This window comes from Flavivirga algicola (assembly GCF_012910715.1).
Classification (GTDB): domain Bacteria; phylum Bacteroidota; class Bacteroidia; order Flavobacteriales; family Flavobacteriaceae; genus Flavivirga; species Flavivirga algicola.
In genome coordinates this window covers 440,541-460,196 of the sequence record NZ_JABBHF010000004.1, presented here as the reverse complement: position 1 = coordinate 460,196, position 19,656 = coordinate 440,541, and the positions used below count along the sequence as shown (strand labels likewise).

General features: G+C 31.0%; 21 protein-coding genes. 17 read left to right on the top strand and 4 right to left on the bottom strand.

Annotated elements, in window-relative coordinates:
- Positions 1-74 precede the first annotated feature (74 nt).
- The 9 genes from HHX25_RS09400 (at position 75) to HHX25_RS09360 (ending at position 6,890) form a co-directional block, all read left to right on the top strand.
- Positions 75-752 (top strand): CPBP family intramembrane glutamic endopeptidase, encoded by a 678-nt coding sequence (locus tag HHX25_RS09400; protein WP_169672474.1) that lies wholly within the window; start codon positions 75-77, stop codon positions 750-752.
- An 88-nt stretch (positions 753-840) separates the two neighbouring features.
- Positions 841-999, top strand: coding sequence for a hypothetical protein (locus tag HHX25_RS09395; RefSeq protein WP_205958024.1), 159 nt, complete (start codon positions 841-843; stop codon positions 997-999).
- A gap of 69 nt (positions 1,000-1,068) precedes the next feature.
- Positions 1,069-1,638 (top strand): Crp/Fnr family transcriptional regulator, encoded by a 570-nt coding sequence (locus HHX25_RS09390; protein WP_169672472.1) that lies wholly within the window; start codon positions 1,069-1,071, stop codon positions 1,636-1,638.
- Between the two features lie 61 nt (positions 1,639-1,699).
- Complete coding sequence (locus HHX25_RS09385; protein WP_205958023.1) at positions 1,700-2,710, top strand: NAD-dependent epimerase/dehydratase family protein; 1,011 nt, start codon at positions 1,700-1,702, stop codon at positions 2,708-2,710.
- Between the two features lie 329 nt (positions 2,711-3,039).
- Positions 3,040-3,525, top strand: a complete 486-nt coding sequence (locus HHX25_RS09380; RefSeq protein WP_169672471.1) for a hypothetical protein — start codon at positions 3,040-3,042, stop codon at positions 3,523-3,525.
- Positions 3,526-3,682: 157 nt separating this feature from the next.
- Positions 3,683-4,111 (top strand): hypothetical protein, encoded by a 429-nt coding sequence (locus tag HHX25_RS09375; protein ID WP_169672469.1) that lies wholly within the window; start codon positions 3,683-3,685, stop codon positions 4,109-4,111.
- Positions 4,112-4,116: 5 nt separating this feature from the next.
- Positions 4,117-4,395, top strand: coding sequence for a PX domain-containing protein (locus tag HHX25_RS09370; protein WP_169672467.1), 279 nt, complete (start codon positions 4,117-4,119; stop codon positions 4,393-4,395).
- A gap of 201 nt (positions 4,396-4,596) precedes the next feature.
- A complete protein-coding gene (locus HHX25_RS09365) occupies positions 4,597-5,226 on the top strand; it encodes a hypothetical protein (RefSeq protein ID WP_169672465.1) in 630 nt (209 codons plus the stop codon).
- Between the two features lie 14 nt (positions 5,227-5,240).
- The gene (locus tag HHX25_RS09360; protein ID WP_169672463.1) at positions 5,241-6,890 is read left to right on the top strand and encodes a serine hydrolase domain-containing protein; all 1,650 of its coding nucleotides are present in this window, start codon (positions 5,241-5,243) and stop codon (positions 6,888-6,890) included.
- Positions 6,891-7,251: 361 nt separating this feature from the next.
- On the opposite strand, the gene HHX25_RS09355 is transcribed toward HHX25_RS09360, so the two are convergent.
- The gene (locus HHX25_RS09355) at positions 7,252-9,012 is read right to left on the bottom strand and encodes a hypothetical protein (protein WP_169672461.1); all 1,761 of its coding nucleotides are present in this window, start codon (positions 9,010-9,012) and stop codon (positions 7,252-7,254) included.
- Between the two features lie 264 nt (positions 9,013-9,276).
- Between HHX25_RS09355 and HHX25_RS09350 the strand changes: the two genes are divergently transcribed.
- The 4 genes from HHX25_RS09350 to HHX25_RS09335 all read left to right on the top strand — a co-directional run bounded on the left by HHX25_RS09350 (position 9,277) and on the right by HHX25_RS09335 (position 12,508).
- The gene (locus tag HHX25_RS09350; protein ID WP_169672511.1) at positions 9,277-9,858 is read left to right on the top strand and encodes a DUF1287 domain-containing protein; all 582 of its coding nucleotides are present in this window, start codon (positions 9,277-9,279) and stop codon (positions 9,856-9,858) included.
- 41 nt (positions 9,859-9,899) lie between these two features.
- A complete protein-coding gene (locus tag HHX25_RS09345) occupies positions 9,900-10,370 on the top strand; it encodes a RidA family protein (protein WP_205958022.1) in 471 nt (156 codons plus the stop codon).
- Between the two features lie 429 nt (positions 10,371-10,799).
- Positions 10,800-11,918, top strand: coding sequence for a hypothetical protein (locus tag HHX25_RS09340; protein ID WP_169672459.1), 1,119 nt, complete (start codon positions 10,800-10,802; stop codon positions 11,916-11,918).
- Between the two features lie 107 nt (positions 11,919-12,025).
- Complete coding sequence (locus HHX25_RS09335) at positions 12,026-12,508, top strand: hypothetical protein (RefSeq protein ID WP_169672457.1); 483 nt, start codon at positions 12,026-12,028, stop codon at positions 12,506-12,508.
- 96 nt (positions 12,509-12,604) lie between these two features.
- Here HHX25_RS09335 and gldC read toward each other — a convergent pair whose 3' ends face one another.
- Together gldC and gldB are read right to left on the bottom strand one after the other, a co-directional pair.
- Positions 12,605-12,943 (bottom strand): gliding motility protein GldC, encoded by a 339-nt coding sequence (gene gldC / locus HHX25_RS09330; RefSeq protein ID WP_169672455.1) that lies wholly within the window; start codon positions 12,941-12,943, stop codon positions 12,605-12,607.
- Positions 12,943-13,905 (bottom strand): gliding motility lipoprotein GldB, encoded by a 963-nt coding sequence (gldB, locus tag HHX25_RS09325; RefSeq protein WP_169672453.1) that lies wholly within the window; start codon positions 13,903-13,905, stop codon positions 12,943-12,945. The genes gldC and gldB overlap by 1 nt, the downstream gene beginning before the upstream one ends.
- Before the next feature lie 93 nt (positions 13,906-13,998).
- Here gldB and nadE point away from each other — a divergent pair, with 93 nt between their 5' ends.
- Positions 13,999-14,787, top strand: coding sequence for an NAD(+) synthase (nadE, locus tag HHX25_RS09320; RefSeq protein ID WP_169672451.1), 789 nt, complete (start codon positions 13,999-14,001; stop codon positions 14,785-14,787).
- A gap of 99 nt (positions 14,788-14,886) precedes the next feature.
- Positions 14,887-15,519 carry a response regulator gene (locus tag HHX25_RS09315; protein WP_169672449.1) on the top strand — a complete coding sequence of 211 codons (633 nt, stop codon included), beginning with the start codon at positions 14,887-14,889 and terminating at the stop codon, positions 15,517-15,519.
- On the opposite strand, the gene dnaG is transcribed toward HHX25_RS09315, so the two are convergent.
- Positions 15,514-17,472, bottom strand: a complete 1,959-nt coding sequence (dnaG, locus tag HHX25_RS09310; protein WP_169672447.1) for a DNA primase — start codon at positions 17,470-17,472, stop codon at positions 15,514-15,516. The genes HHX25_RS09315 and dnaG overlap by 6 nt on opposite strands.
- A gap of 454 nt (positions 17,473-17,926) precedes the next feature.
- Here dnaG and HHX25_RS09305 point away from each other — a divergent pair, with 454 nt between their 5' ends.
- Both HHX25_RS09305 and HHX25_RS09300 read left to right on the top strand, forming a co-directional pair.
- Complete coding sequence (locus HHX25_RS09305; protein ID WP_169672445.1) at positions 17,927-18,715, top strand: hypothetical protein; 789 nt, start codon at positions 17,927-17,929, stop codon at positions 18,713-18,715.
- A gap of 143 nt (positions 18,716-18,858) precedes the next feature.
- The gene (locus tag HHX25_RS09300) at positions 18,859-19,602 is read left to right on the top strand and encodes a hypothetical protein (RefSeq protein ID WP_169672444.1); all 744 of its coding nucleotides are present in this window, start codon (positions 18,859-18,861) and stop codon (positions 19,600-19,602) included.
- Positions 19,603-19,656: the final 54 nt, after the last annotated feature.

Below are 19,656 nucleotides of genomic sequence, written 5' to 3'. Positions count from 1 at the left end.
AAAAATAGTGGGTAAAAATCTGCTACTTTTCATATACAAAACCGTTAGGCACAAGCTGAAAAAAGCCAAGGATATTGAATAACGAATTGATAAGCATTCCTAAAGCCCTTTTGGCTACTCTACTCTATCTCATTGGAATTGAACTTATCGGTTCTTGGTCTCTGATAGCAGAAACAATTGGATTTGAGAGCTATTACAAATATTATCTCTTAATTCAAGGAACTTTACAATTAATCGGAGTCTTGATTTTTATTTATTTTATAAGAAAACAGACTTTCAAAAATCTGATTAAAAAAACTCATCGGAAATGGTATTTATTTGCTCTTATATTGGGAATTTCATTTGTATTTATACAAACACCTTTAAAATGGATTTACAACTTATTATTCGGAACTGAATACCATATTGCTTACAGATTCGATGGCTTGCCAAAACTCAAGAATATAAATATGATTTCTGCTATCCTAATGATTCCTATGGGAGAAGAATTGTTTTTTAGAGAATATGTCCAGAATAATTTACAGAAAAAAACGAATACGATAGTTTCGATTTTATTGTCTTCTCTATTGTTCGCTTCAATTCATTCACCTTATATGAATTTGATATTGGAATCATCAAAACAAGATTGGCATTTATTTTATTTGACAATATTTGGAGGAATAATCTCTGGAATTCTTTATTTTAAATCTAAATCCATTGGGCCATCAATTATCTTCCATATATTTTGGAATTTAATGGTAATAATAGTTTAACTTGAATAAAATTCTGTGACTAATAGCATTTAGGCTCTGACTGAAAAAACACATCTTCAATTTTTAAAAAAAGTCTTACATTTACGCTATGGACATAAAACTTACAGAAGAGAAAAAAATTAAAATCTTGAATTCCGATGACATATACGAAATTATGCATAAAGTCCTACTTCAAGAAAACAAAATTGACCAAAACAGAGAACATTTTTGGGTTATTGGATTGGCAAACAACAATCTACAAGGTTAGAAACTAATTTAGTGTAAACACATAAGCTTTAACTTGTGTAAACTATGTATCTTAACGAACAACACAACAATGGAAAATCTAATTAATTACATACAATCAAAAATTATTTTAACGCAAAGCGAAATTGAATTAATCAAAAGTCATTTCGTTTCAGAACAAGTTCCAGCTCAAACTAATCTTTTAGAAGCAGGAAAAGTTGAGCGATATATTTATTTTTTAGATACTGGAATTGTAAAAGGATATCAAAATGTTGACGGAAAGATTGTGGTACAGCATCTTATAGCTGAACAAGATTTTTTCACATCTTTAGATAGCTTTATGACAGAAACCCCATCCATAGATTATTATGAAACTATCACAGATTGTGATCTCATAAAAATATCAAAACCTGATTTTGATATTTTACAAAAAGAAACGAAGTTCTGGGCAATATTTGTCAAAGAAGTAACTAATGAACATTTGAATTGCAAACTAGAACGTGTTAAAGATTTTCAAATTTTAACAGCAAAAGAGCGTTATATAAAATTCGTAAATCAATATCCAAAATTAGCTTTGAATGTATCTATTGACAATATCGCCTCATTTTTAGGAATGGAACCACAATCTTTGAGTCGTATTCGAAAACAAATTGCTTTCTAACAAATGTTATTTCTAACCTTCTAAAAGGAATAGAAATTTGCTCAAACAAAATTTTAAAATTATGAGCAACGAAATTTCATTAGTAACAGGTGGCAACGGACATTTAGGAAACAACTTAATTAGATTATTACTTTCTGAAAATCAAAAAGTAAGAACAACTGTTAGAAATATAAACAACACAAAGCCATTTGAGGAATTAAACTGTGAAGTAGTACAAGCAGATATTACCGATAGAAAATCACTAAAAAAAGCATTTCAAGGAGTTAAAAACGTATATGCCGTAGCTGCAAATTTTAGTATGTGGGCTAAGAATCCTAAAACTGAAATTTATGATAACAATATGCAAGGAACTCAAAACGTTTTTGATATCGCAAAAGAATGTGGAGTTAAGAATATAGTTTATGTAAGTTCTGTAGCAAGTTTAGATTTTACAAAATTACCAGCTAATGTAGACAACGGATACAATAAAGACAGAAGGAATTGGTATTACAATTCTAAAAATGATTCTGACAAACTAGCACTTGAATTGGGGAAAAAATATGGCATTAGAACTGTCTTAGTTTTACCTTCAGCTATGATTGGCTCTAAAGCCTTTAAGTTAAGTTATTCTAATAATCTTGTTTTACAGGTTTTAAATGGAGAAATACCAGTAGATACCAATGTTACTTTAAACTGGGTAGACGTCAAAGATGTAGCTTTAGGAACTTATAACGCAATGTTAAAAGGAAGAAATGGAGAACGGTATATTCTCTCTACCGAAAAACATACAACCTTACAAGAAACTGTAAAAATAGCATCCGATTTATATCCTGAATTAAAACTAAAAATGCCTAAAAAAGTACCTAAATGCTTATTATACTCTGTTGCAGGTTTAATGGAATTTAGTAGTAAACTAACAGGAAAAGAACCTCTATTACAGAGACATTACCTGGATATGTTCTATGGATTAAAACAGAATTATGACATAAGTAAATCACAAGAAGAATTAGACTACAATCCTAAACATTCGAAAAAAGCTTTACAAGAAGCTTTGAAATATTTAAAAACTGATTGGAAAGAAAACGGTATGTAACAATTTATAAAAAACATAGGGCGGTTAGGTTTAATTTGAAATTCCGTGTTTCTTTACAAATTCGCCAAATATAAAATTTAGCGTTTACGAAAAATAATAAAAGCAAAATATTTATATTTGGCTTAGTACCAATCCGAAATGTATCACTTATTAGCTGCCCTACGTTTCTTATATTGACCGTCGTGTGTAATTAGGAAAGTTCGTGAACAGAAATTCAAGAGAGAAAACTTTAAATTTCTTTCCATTACAATTGAACTCTGAAACTAATGCCAGTAAAAAATGAAAATTAAGTAAATTCAAAACAATATAAACAACTAAATATTTAAATAATGAGAAACTTAAAAACAATTATCGGCCTGTGTATAATAGGACTACCTCTATTTTGTTTCAGTCAAAAAACAAAAAAAACTGATATTGACAAACTCAATATATCAGTAGAATTGGACGAAAATTGGAATATTAAAAATTCGAATACAAGTAAATATGTTTTTATTGAAAATAAAAATTTAAAAACAAGTTTGAAAATTCAAAGTTCTGACTTTAAAAAAGCTCATGATAAAATTTTTAAGAATAAAGACTCCAAATGTGCAGAAAATAATCTCAACAGTTTGTATAATTTTAAAGAAAATGAAAATTACGACATTCATGTAAGCTTTAGTATTAGCAATTCTGAAGTAAAAAAGGATGTAGAAATTATAACTTTAGACAAGATTCTTAATAAGAATGCATATTTAATTAAAGCTAATATTCCTAAAGGTTGTGAAAAATGTAAAGATGAATTTGAAATAATAGTTTCATCTATCAGAGAGATTTAAGAATATTAAACTATACATAACATTGCTATAAGTAATTGCTTGTTTTTACCTACTTCTGAAAAATCCGCGAGGATTTTCAGCTTGGTGTGTACTTGCAAAGTTAAGTGCTAATCCACACAACTACTCATAGCCGAGACCGTAAGGTAATATTAGAGAAATGACAAAAATCGAATTTCTTTTTCATTTACAAGGAGCAAGCTTTCAAGCCTTAAAGTTTGCGGAAAACTATGTGAAAACGGAATTGAAAACCAATTTTAAATATAATGTAATATTCGCGGAATCTACAAATGACACAAATTATGAAGAATTTGATATCTATGAAGAAGATTGCGGAAAAATGAAACTTGATTTAATTGATTCCGAAGTTGTAGATTTACTATATAGAAAAGGGAAAATTCCAATTTGGATTGATATAAATGTTCTAAAATCAAGCCGTGAAAGCACGACATTTAATTTACTTTGTGCTGGAAGATATTCTGATAATAAAGAAAAATTTTATTATAATCACAACGGTTCAAGGCCTTTTGGAGTTAAAAGCCCAAAATTACCAATGGGGTATGAAGAAGGAACAAAGTTTAAATTATAATAACATTGGATAACTTAGATATTAAAATACTTAATAGACTTTTCAAAGAGCTCTGGCTTCAATCTAACGATTGTAAAGAGCCAATTGAAAATATGTGGTTTTTAATATCTGAGATTTCGAAATCAACCGAAAAATCAAGAAATGAAGTTAGAAAATATCTTGAATTTCTGATTAAAAATAATATCCTAAAAATAGTATCAGACAATCCAATGCTATACTCTTTTACTGAAATCGGAAAAGAAATCAAAACGGAATCTGATATAGAAAAAATCAACATTACCTAACCTGATGTATAAAACATAGCTAATAAGTAATAAACAAAAGGTAAATGCTTATTTTCGAAGACCGTCAAATTTTTAATTTGGCTTTTAAAGTGAAAAAAATTAAAAACAAAATATAAAAATTCGGCTCTGTGTTAATCCGAAATGTTAGTGTCTTTTTGAGCGCTACGTTCCATACACAAGTCATTAACAATAAAATAAAAAATGAAGAACAGAGAAACAATTATTTATTTCTTATTAGGTATTGGATTATTTCTATTGATCATAGGAATTTTTTACAGAAAATGGAACCTATTCAAGATATTAAAACCAAGAAAAGCAATAGGGAGATTTATACGTGACATGTTAGGTGAACGAGGAAGTCAAATTTGGGTACTATTTGTAGCTTTTACTTTCTTTTTATTCCCTGGTTTATATTTATCGTATTTACATTACATAAAACCCCAATTACCACCTGAATATTCGCAAAAAACAGATAAAATAGCTTTAAGATATGTAATAGAACCTAAGAAAATAGATGACGGATGGACAACTTCAGCACCGATTGAATGGACAACTGTTGATATTATTAAAGGAAAGCTAAGTTATACTAACCTTGATTCCTATGACAGTATTAGCTTTAGAGATAATTACCTGAACAAATTGCCCGATTTTGTATGGAATATGAAAAACCTGAAATCTCTGAATTTAGAAAATAATAAAATATCCGTATTACCTATAAAAAAGGTTAAAAAATCTAATATTAATAAAATTTATATTATAGGTAATCCTATCACAAATGAGAACGTTAATCAAATTAAAGACTTAGGAATTACTATAATCAATGAAAAATAATTCTAGTGCTAACAATGGCTATAATATCACAGAAACAAATGAACAAAGTATTTTTACTGTCAGTACTCATATCAATTAATACAACTTTTTCTCAAACGAATTCGCATTCAAATAAATCATTTGTCACAGATTCTATTTTTCAATCATACTGTAATCCTAACGAGCCTGGAATGGCTATCGGGATTGTTCAAGATGGAAAAGTTATCTATAAAAACTCAAAAGGAATGGCAGACCTTTCAAATCGCCTTCCAATAACCAGTTCAACAGTATTTAATATTGCTTCTGTTTCCAAACAATTCACAGCACTTTTGGCTCTTATTGCAGAACAAGAAGGAAAATTTAAGCTAAACGACGACATTAGAGAGTATCTACCAGAATTAAAAAATATACCAAATAAAATCACAGTTAAGCAACTTGCCAATCATACTCATGGATTGCCAAATTATTCCGACTTGACTGCAATGATGGGGTTTGACTTGGCTACCCCAATTCGCAATGAGCAAGCAGTAGAAACAATCTTGGGTGCAAAACAAGTAAATTTTAAAGCAGGCACACAATATCAATATGGTAATTCGGGATTTATGCTTCTTGCCGAAATATTAAAGCGTGTTTACGAAAAACCATTTCCGATACTTTTAAAGGAAAAGATTTTTGAACCACTCAATATGACTCAAACCTCAGTAATTGATGCCCCTAATATTATTATAAATGACAAGGCAATTGCATATAGAAAGAATGGTGATTTCTATTCTGAACATATGAATAGGCAAATGGAGTGTGGTTCATCTAACATCCATACAACATTAGATGACTTCATAAAATGGAGTGTCAATTTTCAAATTCCAAAAGTAGGGAGTTCAAATCAAATTAATCATTTAACAACAAAGACAGTTTCTATATCTAAAGATGGTGATTTGGGGTATGGGTTAGGTTATTTTATCGAGACATACAAAGGACTTAAAACTGTTTTTCACGGTGGTGGAACTGCAGGATATCGTGCATACATTTTACACGTCCCAGACCATAACTTATCCATTGTCAGTTTGGGGAACAAAGAAGGTTTTGATGGATTACTTATAATTAAGGACTTATTAGAACTATATTTAAAAGATTTCTTAGCAAAACCAAACCCTGTAGAAGTATCATACTCCCCAAAAGAACTAAAGGAATTTGAAGGTGTTTATAAAACTCAACCTGGTCAATATTGGACTATTAAAGCGGATGATAAGAATATTTACTTTGGAGATGATAATACCCCATTACCTTTGATTAGCAATGACAAATTTGGATTTTATCTTCCAACTTCTTATCTAACTTTTCATCCAAATTCTATCGAATTTAGGATAGCCGACTTTAACTATCACTATGAAAAAGTAGAATTTAATCCACCTGTTTTAAGTAAAAAAGAGTTAGAAAAGTATGTTGGCATCTTTAAAAATGAGGAATTTAATACATTTTATGAACTTTTAGTAATCGAAGACAACCTGATAGCCAAACATCTAACAAATGGAGAGATTACTTTGAATCCATTATCAAAAAATAGTTTTTATGCTGAGTATCCCTTAGGAGAATTAAACTTCCAGTTAAATTCAAAAGGAAAAGTAAATGGATTTATTTTGTCTGGCACAAATCTTAACAACATAAAATTCATAAAGGTAAATTAATATTATTAACACGGTGTATAAGTAATAGCGGTTTAAATGATAAAGCTAAAGTATAAACATAAAACAAAGGTCAGTGCAAGACTGAAAAGTTAATGAGTAGAAATCCGCTACTAGTCATACACGATACCATTAGCCACAATTAAAATCTACTAATAACAAAAAGTCTAAAAGAACTTAAAACTGAGCCTGAAAAAACAACGTAATAGTTATAAGTAATTGCTTGTTCTCGCCTACTTCCGAAAATCATCTCTTTTTATTCTTTCTGGCTAATATCTTTAAATTTTAACATCTTTGATTAATAGCCGAACTTAAGCTATACGTACTAGCAACCGACCAAACGAACCAATAAGATTTAAAATCATTAATTACGATACTTGGAGATATCCAGTTTCTCTAAATCTCCATTATTAATTCTATACTTGACAGATAATTCATGAGCGAATTTATAGTTACTATAGGTAGGCCGAGTTTGAAACCAAGTGATGCTTGGTACAGGGCGAAACATCCAATATAGTGTGGTGAGCTCATGCATTTGAGAATTGTAAATATCAATATGTACTTTTTCGCCAGATAAAATAATAAGTAGAAAAGACATATATTCGACCAAATAAGGCAACTTCTCTTCTCGATAAAATCTTGTACTATCAATAGTCATTGTATTCATCTTAATATTAGATAACGCTATACAGGCTTCACTCCACCAGCCATTTGGATGTAATTTTGCTTCCTCTTTAAACCCCTGTGCTAATTGTTGCCTATAAATATGATGGGTAGCAACCAGACTCTTCATGGACTCATTTATGTGATCATGTGCCGAAAAAACACCTTCTATACTCTTTATAAATTGAGAGACATTAATATTTTGGTCAACATTTGCTCCTATAAAATCTATGATTTGTTTTGTTTCTTCTTCATTTTTCATTCCAAAATGAATGGATTCATCATGTAATATTGCAAATCTACCCGAACAAATGTTCTGGATATTCTTATCAAACATTTCGGGTCGGATATCAAATAATGTTGCGCCTTTGTTTAAAGATTGCGCTTTGATGTAATTTAAGTAACGCGCCTCTATTCTATTTTTAGATGTTTCTAGTTGACATGCTGCTTCTACAGCTGCCAGCATTTTTTCTTCATTACCAGACTCAATAAATTCACAGATCTTATGTAAATTATCCGCAGCTACGTTATAGTTATTTGTTCGTAACAACTCAATATTATATGCTGGAAACGAGATATTTGATGCAATAGATAACTTGCCATTTTTTATTGTCAACCGAAGTTGATCAACCTTTTGCTCCAGGGAGCTGTATAATATGGTTAAATCCTCCTTAGGAAATCTTTCGAGTTCTTTTTTCTCTCCATTCAATGTTAATTCACCATTAAAAATTAAGTTAACAGGTTTGTAGCTCCCTTCTCTATAGCTAACGTTACAATCTATTTCATATTTTTCCCCATAGTAAAAATTGTAATCGACCAAAATATCATTGATTATAGTTTTAATATCAACACATATTATTTCTATGGGCTTATCTTTTCTAAGGATAACTTTTACTTTGCTTTCAGATCCAATTTTGGGCACTACACACTGCAAAACAGCCAAAAACATAAGGTTTGATCGAACTAACATGTCCAAACCAGCATGCCTCACTTCCAATCGTTTACCTTTTTGATAAGCACCAAACGGATTAATATTAAAATTAGATAATCTATCTAGATAAAATGTAGCAATATAGTCGATACCTGCATCAAGGTACATATTAGCTTGTTGTTCTAAGAAAGCTTCTGGGTCATTAAATTCTTCTATCATCCCATAGTTGTCTCTAGAACTAGGGTAATTACCAAAAGCTTCAATATTTTCTCCAGAAACCTTAAATTGTAATACTTTAAGACCATGATGTCTTGCAAACAATTCTCGATACGCATTATGATTTATGGCTTTTAGAACCTTGCTTTTTTCGCCGTTTACAATCAAATACTTATTCGCTTTGATCTTTGTTCGACCTTTATTATTATCCGTACTACATCTCACTATAATTTCGACTTCGTCATAATCTTCGGAAGCCAATTCTGTTAAAATACTTTTTTTTGTGGCCTCAAAATATTTCGATACATCCGTCATATCATGTCGGTTTTCAAATAGAAAGTTTTACACGGGCAAATTACAAAAAAGAATAAGTCAATTTGGACAAAATACTTCATTCAGCAAAAAACCGTATTCTAATAATTAAATAAAGTCCAGAAAGAACATCAAACGGTTCAAGATTATATGGATAGCGACTGGATTTATATTCAAATCGTATTGCTTTATTTTTTGTAGATTACCTGCCAACAATGTAACTTACAAAAACACGTTATACCCATGCACAAACACATTAAAACACATATGGACAAAATACTACTTATAATATTAGTTTTAAGTTTCAATATTAGTTTTTCCCAAACTAAGGTTGAACAAATCGACTTATCTGCGTGTGCTTTGGATTTAACGAAGCAAAAAGTAACTTATGATCCAGGTTATTTTTCGATTGACTACCCTAATGGAGATGTTCCAAGCGACAAAGGCGTTTGTACAGATGTTATAATTCGTGCCTATCGTAAAATAGGAACTGACCTACAAAAAGAAGTGCACGAAGATATGAAAGCTAACTTTAGTGCTTATCCAAAAATCTGGGGACTTAAAACAACCGATAAAAATATTGACCATCGTAGAGTTCCGAATTTAATGACATTTTTTAAGCGTAAAGGTGCAGAGAAACCAATATCAAATAAAGCCAAAGATTATTTACCTGGAGATGTTGTTTGTTGGAATTTAGGCGGAGCCATAACCCATATAGGAATTGTAGTTGATAAAAAATCTAAAGATGGAAAACGGAATTTAATAGTTCACAACATTGGTAGCGGACAAGTCTTAGAAGATTGCCTTTTTGATTTTAAAATCATAGGACATTACAGATATAAAATATAAATAACAATCTTTACTCAACAGAAAAAGACACAAAAGCTTAAATGAAGAAAATCAATATAACTCAAAACTTAAAGAGGCTAAACCTTAAACTTCCTAACGTATCTACCCCAGGAGGAAACTATGTTTCGGTGAACATCCGAGGAAATATTGCCTACATCGCCATTCAGTTTCCAATCCTTAATGAAGAATTCCTATATCAAGGGAGATTAGGAAATGAAATGAGTACAGAACAAGGTTATAAAGCCATGGAATTATGTGCCCTGAATGTTTTGGCTCAGGTAGATAAAAAAGTTGGATTTGATAATATTATTGGACTTAATCATATTGATGCATATTTTCAATCTGGAAAGAATTGGGACGATTCGCCAATTGTTGCAAATGGAGCATCGGACTTATTTGTGAAAGTTTTAGGAGATAAGGGGCAACATTCAAGAGCTATATTTGGTGTTGAAAAATTACCAAGAAATTTTAGCGTAGGACTTACAGCTTCCTTTACAATCACGCCTAAATAAAACAATACACAAATGCAAAATATAAAAGTTAATAACCAAAACCAACTATACATATTAGTTTTAAAAATTCCTACTTTAATTTTCCAGATCCTTATATACTAAATGCTACACGATTAACTTACTTGGTCACCCTTCTTTATTATGAATAATATCCTATTTCACTGAATACAGTGTAATATATACAAATAGACACATCTATCTTTGCTAATGCTTATACATGTTGAATTTTAGCGACGAAAATTGAATGCTAAATTTAGAATGCTAACATTTATGGTATTTGCCTTTTCTGTTGTTCATATTACAACTGAAAAAACAAAGTTCATGATTAAATTTATTTAGGATTAAAAAAAACGTTCTTAAATGATTGAAAATCATTGACTATAATACTGTTGACAAGCATTAAAGAGCATTTGTAAAATAGATTAAAAAATGAAAAAAATAATTGGAGTCTTAATAAGTTTCATCTTTTTAACGTGTTGTAAAAATAGTGGTGACAATAAAAACGAAGCTCCTAATATTGAAAAGGATAGTAATAGGTCGGAAATCGATTCTGTTCTTAATCTCCCATTGAAAAACCGCCCAGATTCTATAAAAATTGAAAAAGCAATTAACATTGAAGAGGATACCAATTACGTAAAAACCGATTCTATAATTGAAATTAATTTAAAAAAATATCCTGACTCTGTAAAGATTAGAGAAAAATCGCTAAAAAAAATTCACCTTAATAAAGATATTATTGAGATTATTGATCGGCAAACCTACATTGCCCCATCATATGATTCAAATTATTCCTCTTTAAGCATCTTAATCAAAAAAAATGGTAAATATGTGAATGAGATTTGTCAAGACAAATCATGGACTTCGCTTGAAACCGTTGACATTCATAATATTGGATTTGAAGAATGGAGAGAAATAGAAAACGTAGAATGCATCCATCATGCCCAAAACAATAAAATGGTAGTAATAAAATTAGGCTATTACCCCTCTGCTCCTGGCGGTGAAACTTTTGCATTAATAAGTTTAAATAATGATGAGATTAAACCCTCAAAAACATATCACATAGATGGCTATCTTCAATGTCATAAAGACGACTCGTATTTTAATCATCAGACAGGCTATTTTACGTTTGATGTACCTTTAAAAATAAAACAGACTTCCAAATCTTTAAAAATTGAATTAAATCATTCTAAAATTGAAAAAAAGGGGAGGTATGCATTCTTAAAGATTAGCAAAAATGATCGTCTTAAATTTGCAAAAGAAAATAAAACAATTGAGCTGATTGAAGATATAAACTCGGAAACACCAACTTTTATTAAACTAGATATCAAAGAGGGTATGTCTATAGTATTGGATAAGGTTGCATTTCTTGATGCTACCCTGAAAAACCAAAAGCACCATAACAGTATATTTATTGATTATGAAAATTCATTATTTCAAGACGTTTGGAAAAATGGTATGTATTTGCTAAAAGTGAAAATAGGAGAAAAAGAAGGCTGGACAAGAAGCCAAAAACATTATAGGTTGATTGGTTGTGAACCAGTGGGATAAAGCCTTTACTAGCCAAACCACGTATCGAAATATAGCTTCTCAGATAAAAAAATTATGAATGGTTTAATAAATGGTTATGAACCAATATACAGAAAATATTGAAAGACATGAGATTTTTAAAAACTATATCTATTTTAACTATTTTCTTGATGGCTTCCTGTTTATTAGATAATAAAACAGCAAACATTTACAGCTATGAAATTAATTCTAGGGCTGAAAAAATAGAAACACTAAAAAAATATTTAATCAAGACCTCGGGTTTGGTCGATGCTGAATATCATATTTGGTTTCAGGATAATGGAACAGGAAGAATTCCTGGGCCTTCAGACTACAATATTAAACTTGCATTAAAAATAGATAAGGATTCCATCGATTCATGGATAAATCACCTTGAACCATCATCAAAAAAAATATCAATTGAAAACTGGAAGGGTTTAAAACTTAACAATGAGGTTTGGTTACTTAATTCAAAACCCGAATTGTATCACTCTAGCTCGAAAACAGAAATAAAATTGGTATTCCGAAAAGAGCATGTTATTCTAGGAATATATTCGACCACACCGTTAACTCTTGATGACATAGATGCATGAACAAGTATAAGTCGTGTAAATTACATAGCTAGTTAGCACATAAAAAAATCACACACAAAACCACTAATGAGAGTTTGTAAGACCATGCAGAAATAATCAGCCTTTTTTCAACTCCAGCTTTTCAGCAAAATAGTCGCAGAAATCTTTCATGGTAGCACTCATCTTATCATCTTGAGTTGCCCTGCGAAACGTATCGCTCATTGCCATTAAAGTTTGATGAAAAAACACTTTCATTTCGTCAACTGGCATATCTTTGGTCCATAAATCGATACGAAGTGTTTCCTGTTTTTTAGAATCCCAAACGGCAAGCATCATTGCTTTTGCCTCCTCATTCGTGATACCACCATCTTCCGCTGTCCAATGTAATTTCTCTGGTACTCTATTCGCATCAAGTTCAACATTTAATTCTATTTTAGAAGTTATTTTATCAGACATTATTTTCGTGGTTTAAACTTTGAATTATTAAAAATATCTTCGGCACTTGTTATTAACATATCTTTTAAGCCCACTTCATTTTGTGCCATGTAAGCTCTTACAATTTGCCAACCTATATACTGGCCTAAACGTCCTGGAGAATTCGTATCGATGCCTTCTAGATAAAACTTAGAAAACGGTGCAGGATTTATAAATCTAACCAGCAATTTAGAATCTGTACTAAACAACAATTCGTGCTCTACAAAATGACGCCAAATATAGCTTTCGTTTGCAATAGCCCAGTCCAATTGTTCTTGCGAATACCCAATACGTTCGGCATCCGTTTTAAAAGGAACCACAGCATCTTTAAAATAAAGCTGCTTTCCAAAATATATCATTTCGTCCAACAAGGTTTTGTTTTGACTTTGATATATGTATCTTTTAGCATATTCCTCTGCTAGATCGACCACTATGCGTTCTTTCATTAAATGCGCACTTATATACTTTGGAATGTTGACATAAAATTCATGCTCGCCCCCTAAATAGGCATCTAATGCCAGTATAGCAATAGTATCTGTAACAATAACTCTATTTCTATAATCTACATCGCTTGTGGTCGTTATAATTCTTGGTGGGTTAAATTCAGGAAAATAGTATTTTAAATGATTAAATAGCGATTCTATTTCCAACTCCGTTTCATCAAAATGATCAAATTTACTTTCTACAGCCTTGAACAATTGCACCTGTAAAGTATCTTTAATTTTGGCAATCCAAAATGAATCTTTGTATTTTTCTGAAAGCATAAAAGGGTATGCTTTCTTTAATTCCGGTAATTTTTTTGGAGTGATTTTGGAAAATAGCAAATCAAAACGATCCACCTTAATATCGGTATCTATTTTAGCTATTTCGGCTTCTAACCCATTCTCATCTTTACAAGAAATAGTAATCAACAATATAATTACGCACAATAATAAATACTTCATATAAAACTTAAACGACATAAATTTTTATTAATTGAGGTGATTCGTTTATTTTTGTTTGCAAAGGTACTATTCTTAGATTTAAATTCATTTAATATGCAAACAGAAAAAGTTGTAGACTATATTGTTAACTGGTTAAAAGATTATGCTACAAATGCTGGTGTTAATGGTTTTGTAGTTGGTATTTCTGGAGGTATTGACTCTGCAGTAACCTCAACTTTATGTGCAAAAACGGGTTTAAATGTACTCTGTATAGAAATGCCTATTCACCAAGCTGAAAGTCATGTAACAAGGGCACAAGAGCATATCACTCAACTAAGAAATCAATTTGATAATGTAAGTGATACACGTACCGATTTAACACCTGTTTTTGAAGAATTTAAAACCGAAGTGTTTTTTGATGGCGATCAAGCCACAATAGATATGGCCTTAGCAAATACACGAGCACGATTACGCATGACCACACTCTACTACTATGCTGGACTTTATAAACTTTTAGTTGCTGGAACAGGTAATAAAGTAGAGGATTTTGGTGTTGGTTTTTATACTAAATATGGCGATGGTGGTGTCGATTTGAGTCCAATTGCCGATTTGGTAAAATCGCAAGTCTACAAATTAGGTGCCTATCTACAAGTTCCAGAATCTATTATGCAAGCCGAACCAAGTGATGGGCTATTTGGTGATACCAGAAGTGACGAAGATCAAATAGGGGCTTCGTATCCCGAGCTTGAATGGGCTATGAAAATGGACGATGAAGGCAAAAACACCAGCGATTTTTCTGGTAGAGAATTGGAAATTTTTAAAATCTACAAACGCTTTAATACGGCTAACAAACATAAGATGATTCCTATACCTATCTGCAACATTCCCAACAATTTAATGTAGGATTTTGTAGGTTATTCAAAAAATCACTACATTTACCGCAAGCTTACTCTCTCAATTATAATACCAATCTCTAACTAAATATTATAAAAAGCTTAAATTATGATTAAATTATTGATAGCAGACAACCACCCGATTACGAGGAAGGGTCTAGAAGTTTTATTCTCAGCTTCACCCAACATTAAAATTGTAGGAAGTGTAGATGATGGCGAAGCCATTTTAGAATTTATTAAAAAAAACCCTGTAGACATTATTTTAACTGAAGCTGATTTCCCCAAACTAAATGGGTTGACAGTACTACGTTATTTAAAAAATGATTACCCAGACATTAAAACCATTATTTTTAGTGGCCAACCTGAGGAAGTTTATGCCATAAACGCCATTAAAGCTGGTGCAGCGGGGTACTTAAACAAATCTGTAAATGTTATTACTATTAACGAGGCCATATTAAAGGTACACGATGGAGGGATTCATTTAAGTAACGAATTAACTCAGCAATTAGCATTTGGAAATAGAGTTAATAAAAGTGGTACTTTTTACAAAAAACTCTCAACCAGAGAAGCCGAAGTTTTAAAACTGTTAACCGTTGGTAGAAAAAACAAAGAAATCTCTAAAGAACTCGATATTAACGAGAAAACAGTTAGCACTTACAAGGCAAGATTAATGAGAAAACTAAAAGTAACCAACTTAGTTGACTTAGTTAATCAAGCTAAACTTAGTGAACAATTATTATAGCACACGACTTAATTTTCTAGAGAGTAGCATTTTTAAGCCAGAATAGTCTTTGACTTCTTCAAGAACATTTCTATTGACATTATTTTTATTTTGTAATGTTTCTTGTTGAAATTCTTTCACTTTTTGGTCTATTAAAAAACATCGTAGGCTTAAAATCGTTTCACTAACCAACTGTGCGACACTATGTATTTTTTCTTTTGGAAAAATATTCATACGTTTCCAGTCATCTAGTGTATAGCGTTCATCTTCCATTAAAATAGAGGTGATTTCGCTGGACATTTGATTATCTATTGTGTTTATAAATGATTTTAGTTCAAAATCAGGATTCTGATTTAGTGCGTCTATAATACTATAATACAAAGTTTTAAACTGGGTATTAGAAAATTCCATTTCATCATCTTGAAGGTCTAGAAATATTTTTTCGAAGACCTTCGCTTGATGGATGACTGGCTCTAAAACCAGTTCACCTTTATCATTTTCCTTTAAAACCAAATCTTCAAAGTCTTCTACTTTGTTGCCATAAAGCAACAGAACCTCAATAATTTTGCGTTCTAAAACATACTGCACATCAACTTTTTTTACAGGTTGCTGATGCTTGATCACTTCAAAGGCTTTTTGATCTTTTTTGAATTGTTTATTTTCTTCTTGAAATTCTTTTTTATTTATTTGAGCCAATGTACTAAACAAAACTTCTTCACTTATGTCCATGATTCTGGCACATTCCTGAATATAAATTTCCTTTTTAATACGATCTGGGATTTTAGAAATGCTATTCACAATATCTCTAACCGTATCTGCTTTTTTTATAGGATCGTCCTTCGATTCTTCATATAAAACGGCTGCCTTAAATTGAATAAAATCCTTTGCATTTTTATTTAAATACGTTGTAAGTTCCTCAAGCGTATTTTGTTTAGCAAAACTATCTGGATCTTCGCCTTCCGGAAAAGTACAAACTTTCACATTCATACCTTGCTCCAATATGAGGTCAATACCTCTTAAAGAAGCACGCATACCTGCGGCATCTCCATCAAAAAGTACCGTGATGTTTTTTGTTAGCCTATTTATAAGTCGAATTTGCTCAGATGTTAAAGCAGTACCAGATGAAGACACAACATTTTTCACTCCTGTTTGATGAAATTGAATAACATCTGTATAGCCTTCAACTAAATAGCAATTATCTTCTTTAGCAATACCCTGTTTTGCATGATAAATGCCATACAACACATTACTTTTATGGTAAATATCACTTTCTGGTGAGTTTACATATTTAGCAGCCTTTTTATCATTGGTCAATATTCTGCCTCCAAATCCTAAAACACGACCACTCATACTTTTAATAGGAAACATGACACGTCCTTTAAATCGGTCAAAACGTTTATCTTCCTTTACAATAGTAAGTCCTGTTTTTTGTAAATAATCGATGTTGTAGCCTTGTTTTAAAGCTTCGTCTGTAAAGGCTTGCCACGCATCAAGCGAATACCCTAAATCAAATTTTTCAATGGTTTCCTGGGTAAATCCGCGCTCTTTAAAATAACTCAATCCAATCGATTTTCCCTGATCTGTTTTATGGAGTATTTTTTGAAAATAGCTATTGGCAAACTCACTAACCAAATATAAACTTTCCCGCTCGTTTGCCCGTTCTTTCTGCTCATTAGACTGTTCAGTTTCCTCTACTTCTATATTATACTTCTTAGCCAGGTACTTAATGGCTTCAGGATACGTAAAATGCTCATGCTCCATTAAAAACGATACAGCCGTCCCTCCTTTACCTGTTGAAAAATCTTTCCAAATCTGTTTTACAGGAGATACCATAAAACTCGGTGAACGCTCATCACTAAAAGGACTTAAACCCTTAAAATTGCTTCCTGCCTTTTTAAGATTTACAAAATCGCCAATAACCTCCTCTACACGAGTAGCTTCAAAGACCTGATCTATAGTTGCTGGTGATATCAAAGTGTCTAATTATCCGTATTTCATCTTCTCTTAAGACAAAGCACAATGGTGTTTTTTTAAATAATATATAATGAACTCCTGCTTATGCAGAAACGATGATGTAAAAATAATACAAACTATTGATATTAGAACCCTAAGGTTTTTTGAATTTAATTTTGTTTCAAGAAATATTAAATAATTCCCTTGAAGGCAACAAATATGTTATAACAATAAAATAAACGGTAAAGAACTCTTTTTGACACATCAGGTTTCCTTGTTAAAAACCTTCACAAACCAAACCGTATCAATCTTATTTCCACCGTTATAAGGGGTATGTCTTTCACTGTAATCAGGGATTTAAAAACACATAGCTGTCTCTATATTTGAAAAATAAAAACAGCTTACAACACAAAAATGAAAAAGTATCAAAAACTGATCCTTATTTGAGTTGTCAGTAATAAATTGAACAATCCCAATGCAAAGATTCATTATTATAATTTTACATTTAATCTCTTTAAATATTTACGGACAGAAATCTGAAATTGAGAACTTGATTAATCAAATAGCAATGAAAGAAGTCCCAGAAAATTTCGAAAATTATTTTTTAGTCCCCAAAAGTTTAGAACAGCCTAAAGTTTATGACTCGCTTCGAAATTATCAAATAAGAAAATTGAAAATGTCTTATAACGACTTGCCACTTGATCTAATTTATAAACAAAACAAAAAGAATACCGATTGGAAAAAATACAACTTAAAAAACGCAAAATACGTTCGTAATGAATACATTCACGATCAGTACATTTACCTAACATCTCCACCAACAGATAAAAATGTTCAATTTGTAAAATACAATATTGACCATAGCGAATACAACCGTTTAATTAAAAATAAAAAGCCCCATACATTAATTGTAAAGAAAAAATGGATTTGGAATAAAAAGAAGATTTGGGACAACAAGAAATTTTATAACGAACTTATTAAGGCTTGGAAGGTTGATGAAGAACAAAATCTAGAAGAAAAAGTTTATTTTCAATTTTCACGACCTGTTTTTTCTAAAGACGGAAAATATGCGAAAGTTTCAATTTTTAAGAACAGCCGTTGTAAAGGAACTGGGTTTACAGCTCTATATAAAAATGAAAACGGAATTTGGAATAAATTAATTGAATATAATAAAGTTGTTTCAGAAGTTTCCATGTCTCACACAAAATGTGGGGATATTTCGATTTCATATAACGACTATAAGGATAATGGATTAAACGATTAGTGACATTAGAAGAAACAAGATCACTTCTATTATGATTAATGTGCAAATAAAACTGTATCTCTAATACAATAAAATCATGTGTTTTTTGTAGCAACCTGATTCAAAACGATTACATTAGAAAGTAAAATAAATATTTTTATATAATGAAAAATGAAATTAGCCTAGACCTATCATCCAATCAAGACATCTTAAATACCATAAACCACTTAATGCATAACTTTAATGAGATAGCTAAGGATTCATGGGACAATTCGGGAATAGAATTCCATAATAGTCTAAATGATACTTTAATAACATTGGAGGCGTCTATACATCCCAATATACCTGGATACAGTGAACTTGCTTTTTATTTGAAAGCTACTGAGAATAAAGATAATTTCAATAAAATAGCTGAATACATTCAACTAGTCATTGAAAAAAATAGTGTTAAACCAATTTGGATGAACGAAGAAATACCCATGGGTTTAAGTGCTGGGTTTTCTTTGGCGAATGCAGACAAGCGTTATATCATAAATTTTATTGATCTTTTAAGAACTCTTGATCTAAACCATGAGGTTTACGAAACCTTTTTTATAGAAATTTTGCTTGGTAAATGGAAGATTTGCGATGAAACCTTACTTTTATTAGCAGCACGATCTGGAAGTCTTTCTGGCCAATGGGGCATAGAAAATTATGAAATTCCTCCTTTAAATCCAGAACAAAAAAACACATACATAAAATATCTACTAGAAGACACTCTTAAATCTAAGGTAATTGATACCGGTCTCTTGATCGATGCATTAGAATTCCTGGATATTTCTATTGATAATGAGAAATTTAAAAGTCTTTTTAAAAATTACAAACCCATATTTAACGAAAGTAACATACCTATTCTAAACCATTTATAATAAGACAATTGCATGTAAGTTTAAAATAGTTTTAACCTGTAGGTTTACATCTTA

Coding starts and splice junctions, on each gene's coding strand:
- HHX25_RS09395 (WP_205958024.1), top strand. CDS start 841: ATGGACATAAAACTTACAGAAGAGAAAAAAATTAAAATCTTGAATTCC.
- HHX25_RS09390 (WP_169672472.1), top strand. CDS start 1,069: ATGGAAAATCTAATTAATTACATACAATCAAAAATTATTTTAACGCAA.
- HHX25_RS09385 (WP_205958023.1), top strand. CDS start 1,700: ATGAGCAACGAAATTTCATTAGTAACAGGTGGCAACGGACATTTAGGA.
- HHX25_RS09380 (WP_169672471.1), top strand. CDS start 3,040: ATGAGAAACTTAAAAACAATTATCGGCCTGTGTATAATAGGACTACCT.
- HHX25_RS09375 (WP_169672469.1), top strand. CDS start 3,683: ATGACAAAAATCGAATTTCTTTTTCATTTACAAGGAGCAAGCTTTCAA.
- HHX25_RS09365 (WP_169672465.1), top strand. CDS start 4,597: ATGAAGAACAGAGAAACAATTATTTATTTCTTATTAGGTATTGGATTA.
- HHX25_RS09360 (WP_169672463.1), top strand. CDS start 5,241: ATGGCTATAATATCACAGAAACAAATGAACAAAGTATTTTTACTGTCA.
- HHX25_RS09355 (WP_169672461.1), bottom strand. CDS start 9,012: ATGACGGATGTATCGAAATATTTTGAGGCCACAAAAAAAAGTATTTTA.
- HHX25_RS09350 (WP_169672511.1), top strand. CDS start 9,277: ATGGACAAAATACTACTTATAATATTAGTTTTAAGTTTCAATATTAGT.
- HHX25_RS09345 (WP_205958022.1), top strand. CDS start 9,900: ATGAAGAAAATCAATATAACTCAAAACTTAAAGAGGCTAAACCTTAAA.
- HHX25_RS09340 (WP_169672459.1), top strand. CDS start 10,800: ATGAAAAAAATAATTGGAGTCTTAATAAGTTTCATCTTTTTAACGTGT.
- HHX25_RS09335 (WP_169672457.1), top strand. CDS start 12,026: ATGAGATTTTTAAAAACTATATCTATTTTAACTATTTTCTTGATGGCT.
- gldC (WP_169672455.1), bottom strand. CDS start 12,943: ATGTCTGATAAAATAACTTCTAAAATAGAATTAAATGTTGAACTTGAT.
- gldB (WP_169672453.1), bottom strand. CDS start 13,905: ATGAAGTATTTATTATTGTGCGTAATTATATTGTTGATTACTATTTCT.
- nadE (WP_169672451.1), top strand. CDS start 13,999: ATGCAAACAGAAAAAGTTGTAGACTATATTGTTAACTGGTTAAAAGAT.
- HHX25_RS09315 (WP_169672449.1), top strand. CDS start 14,887: ATGATTAAATTATTGATAGCAGACAACCACCCGATTACGAGGAAGGGT.
- HHX25_RS09305 (WP_169672445.1), top strand. CDS start 17,927: ATGCAAAGATTCATTATTATAATTTTACATTTAATCTCTTTAAATATT.
- HHX25_RS09300 (WP_169672444.1), top strand. CDS start 18,859: ATGAAAAATGAAATTAGCCTAGACCTATCATCCAATCAAGACATCTTA.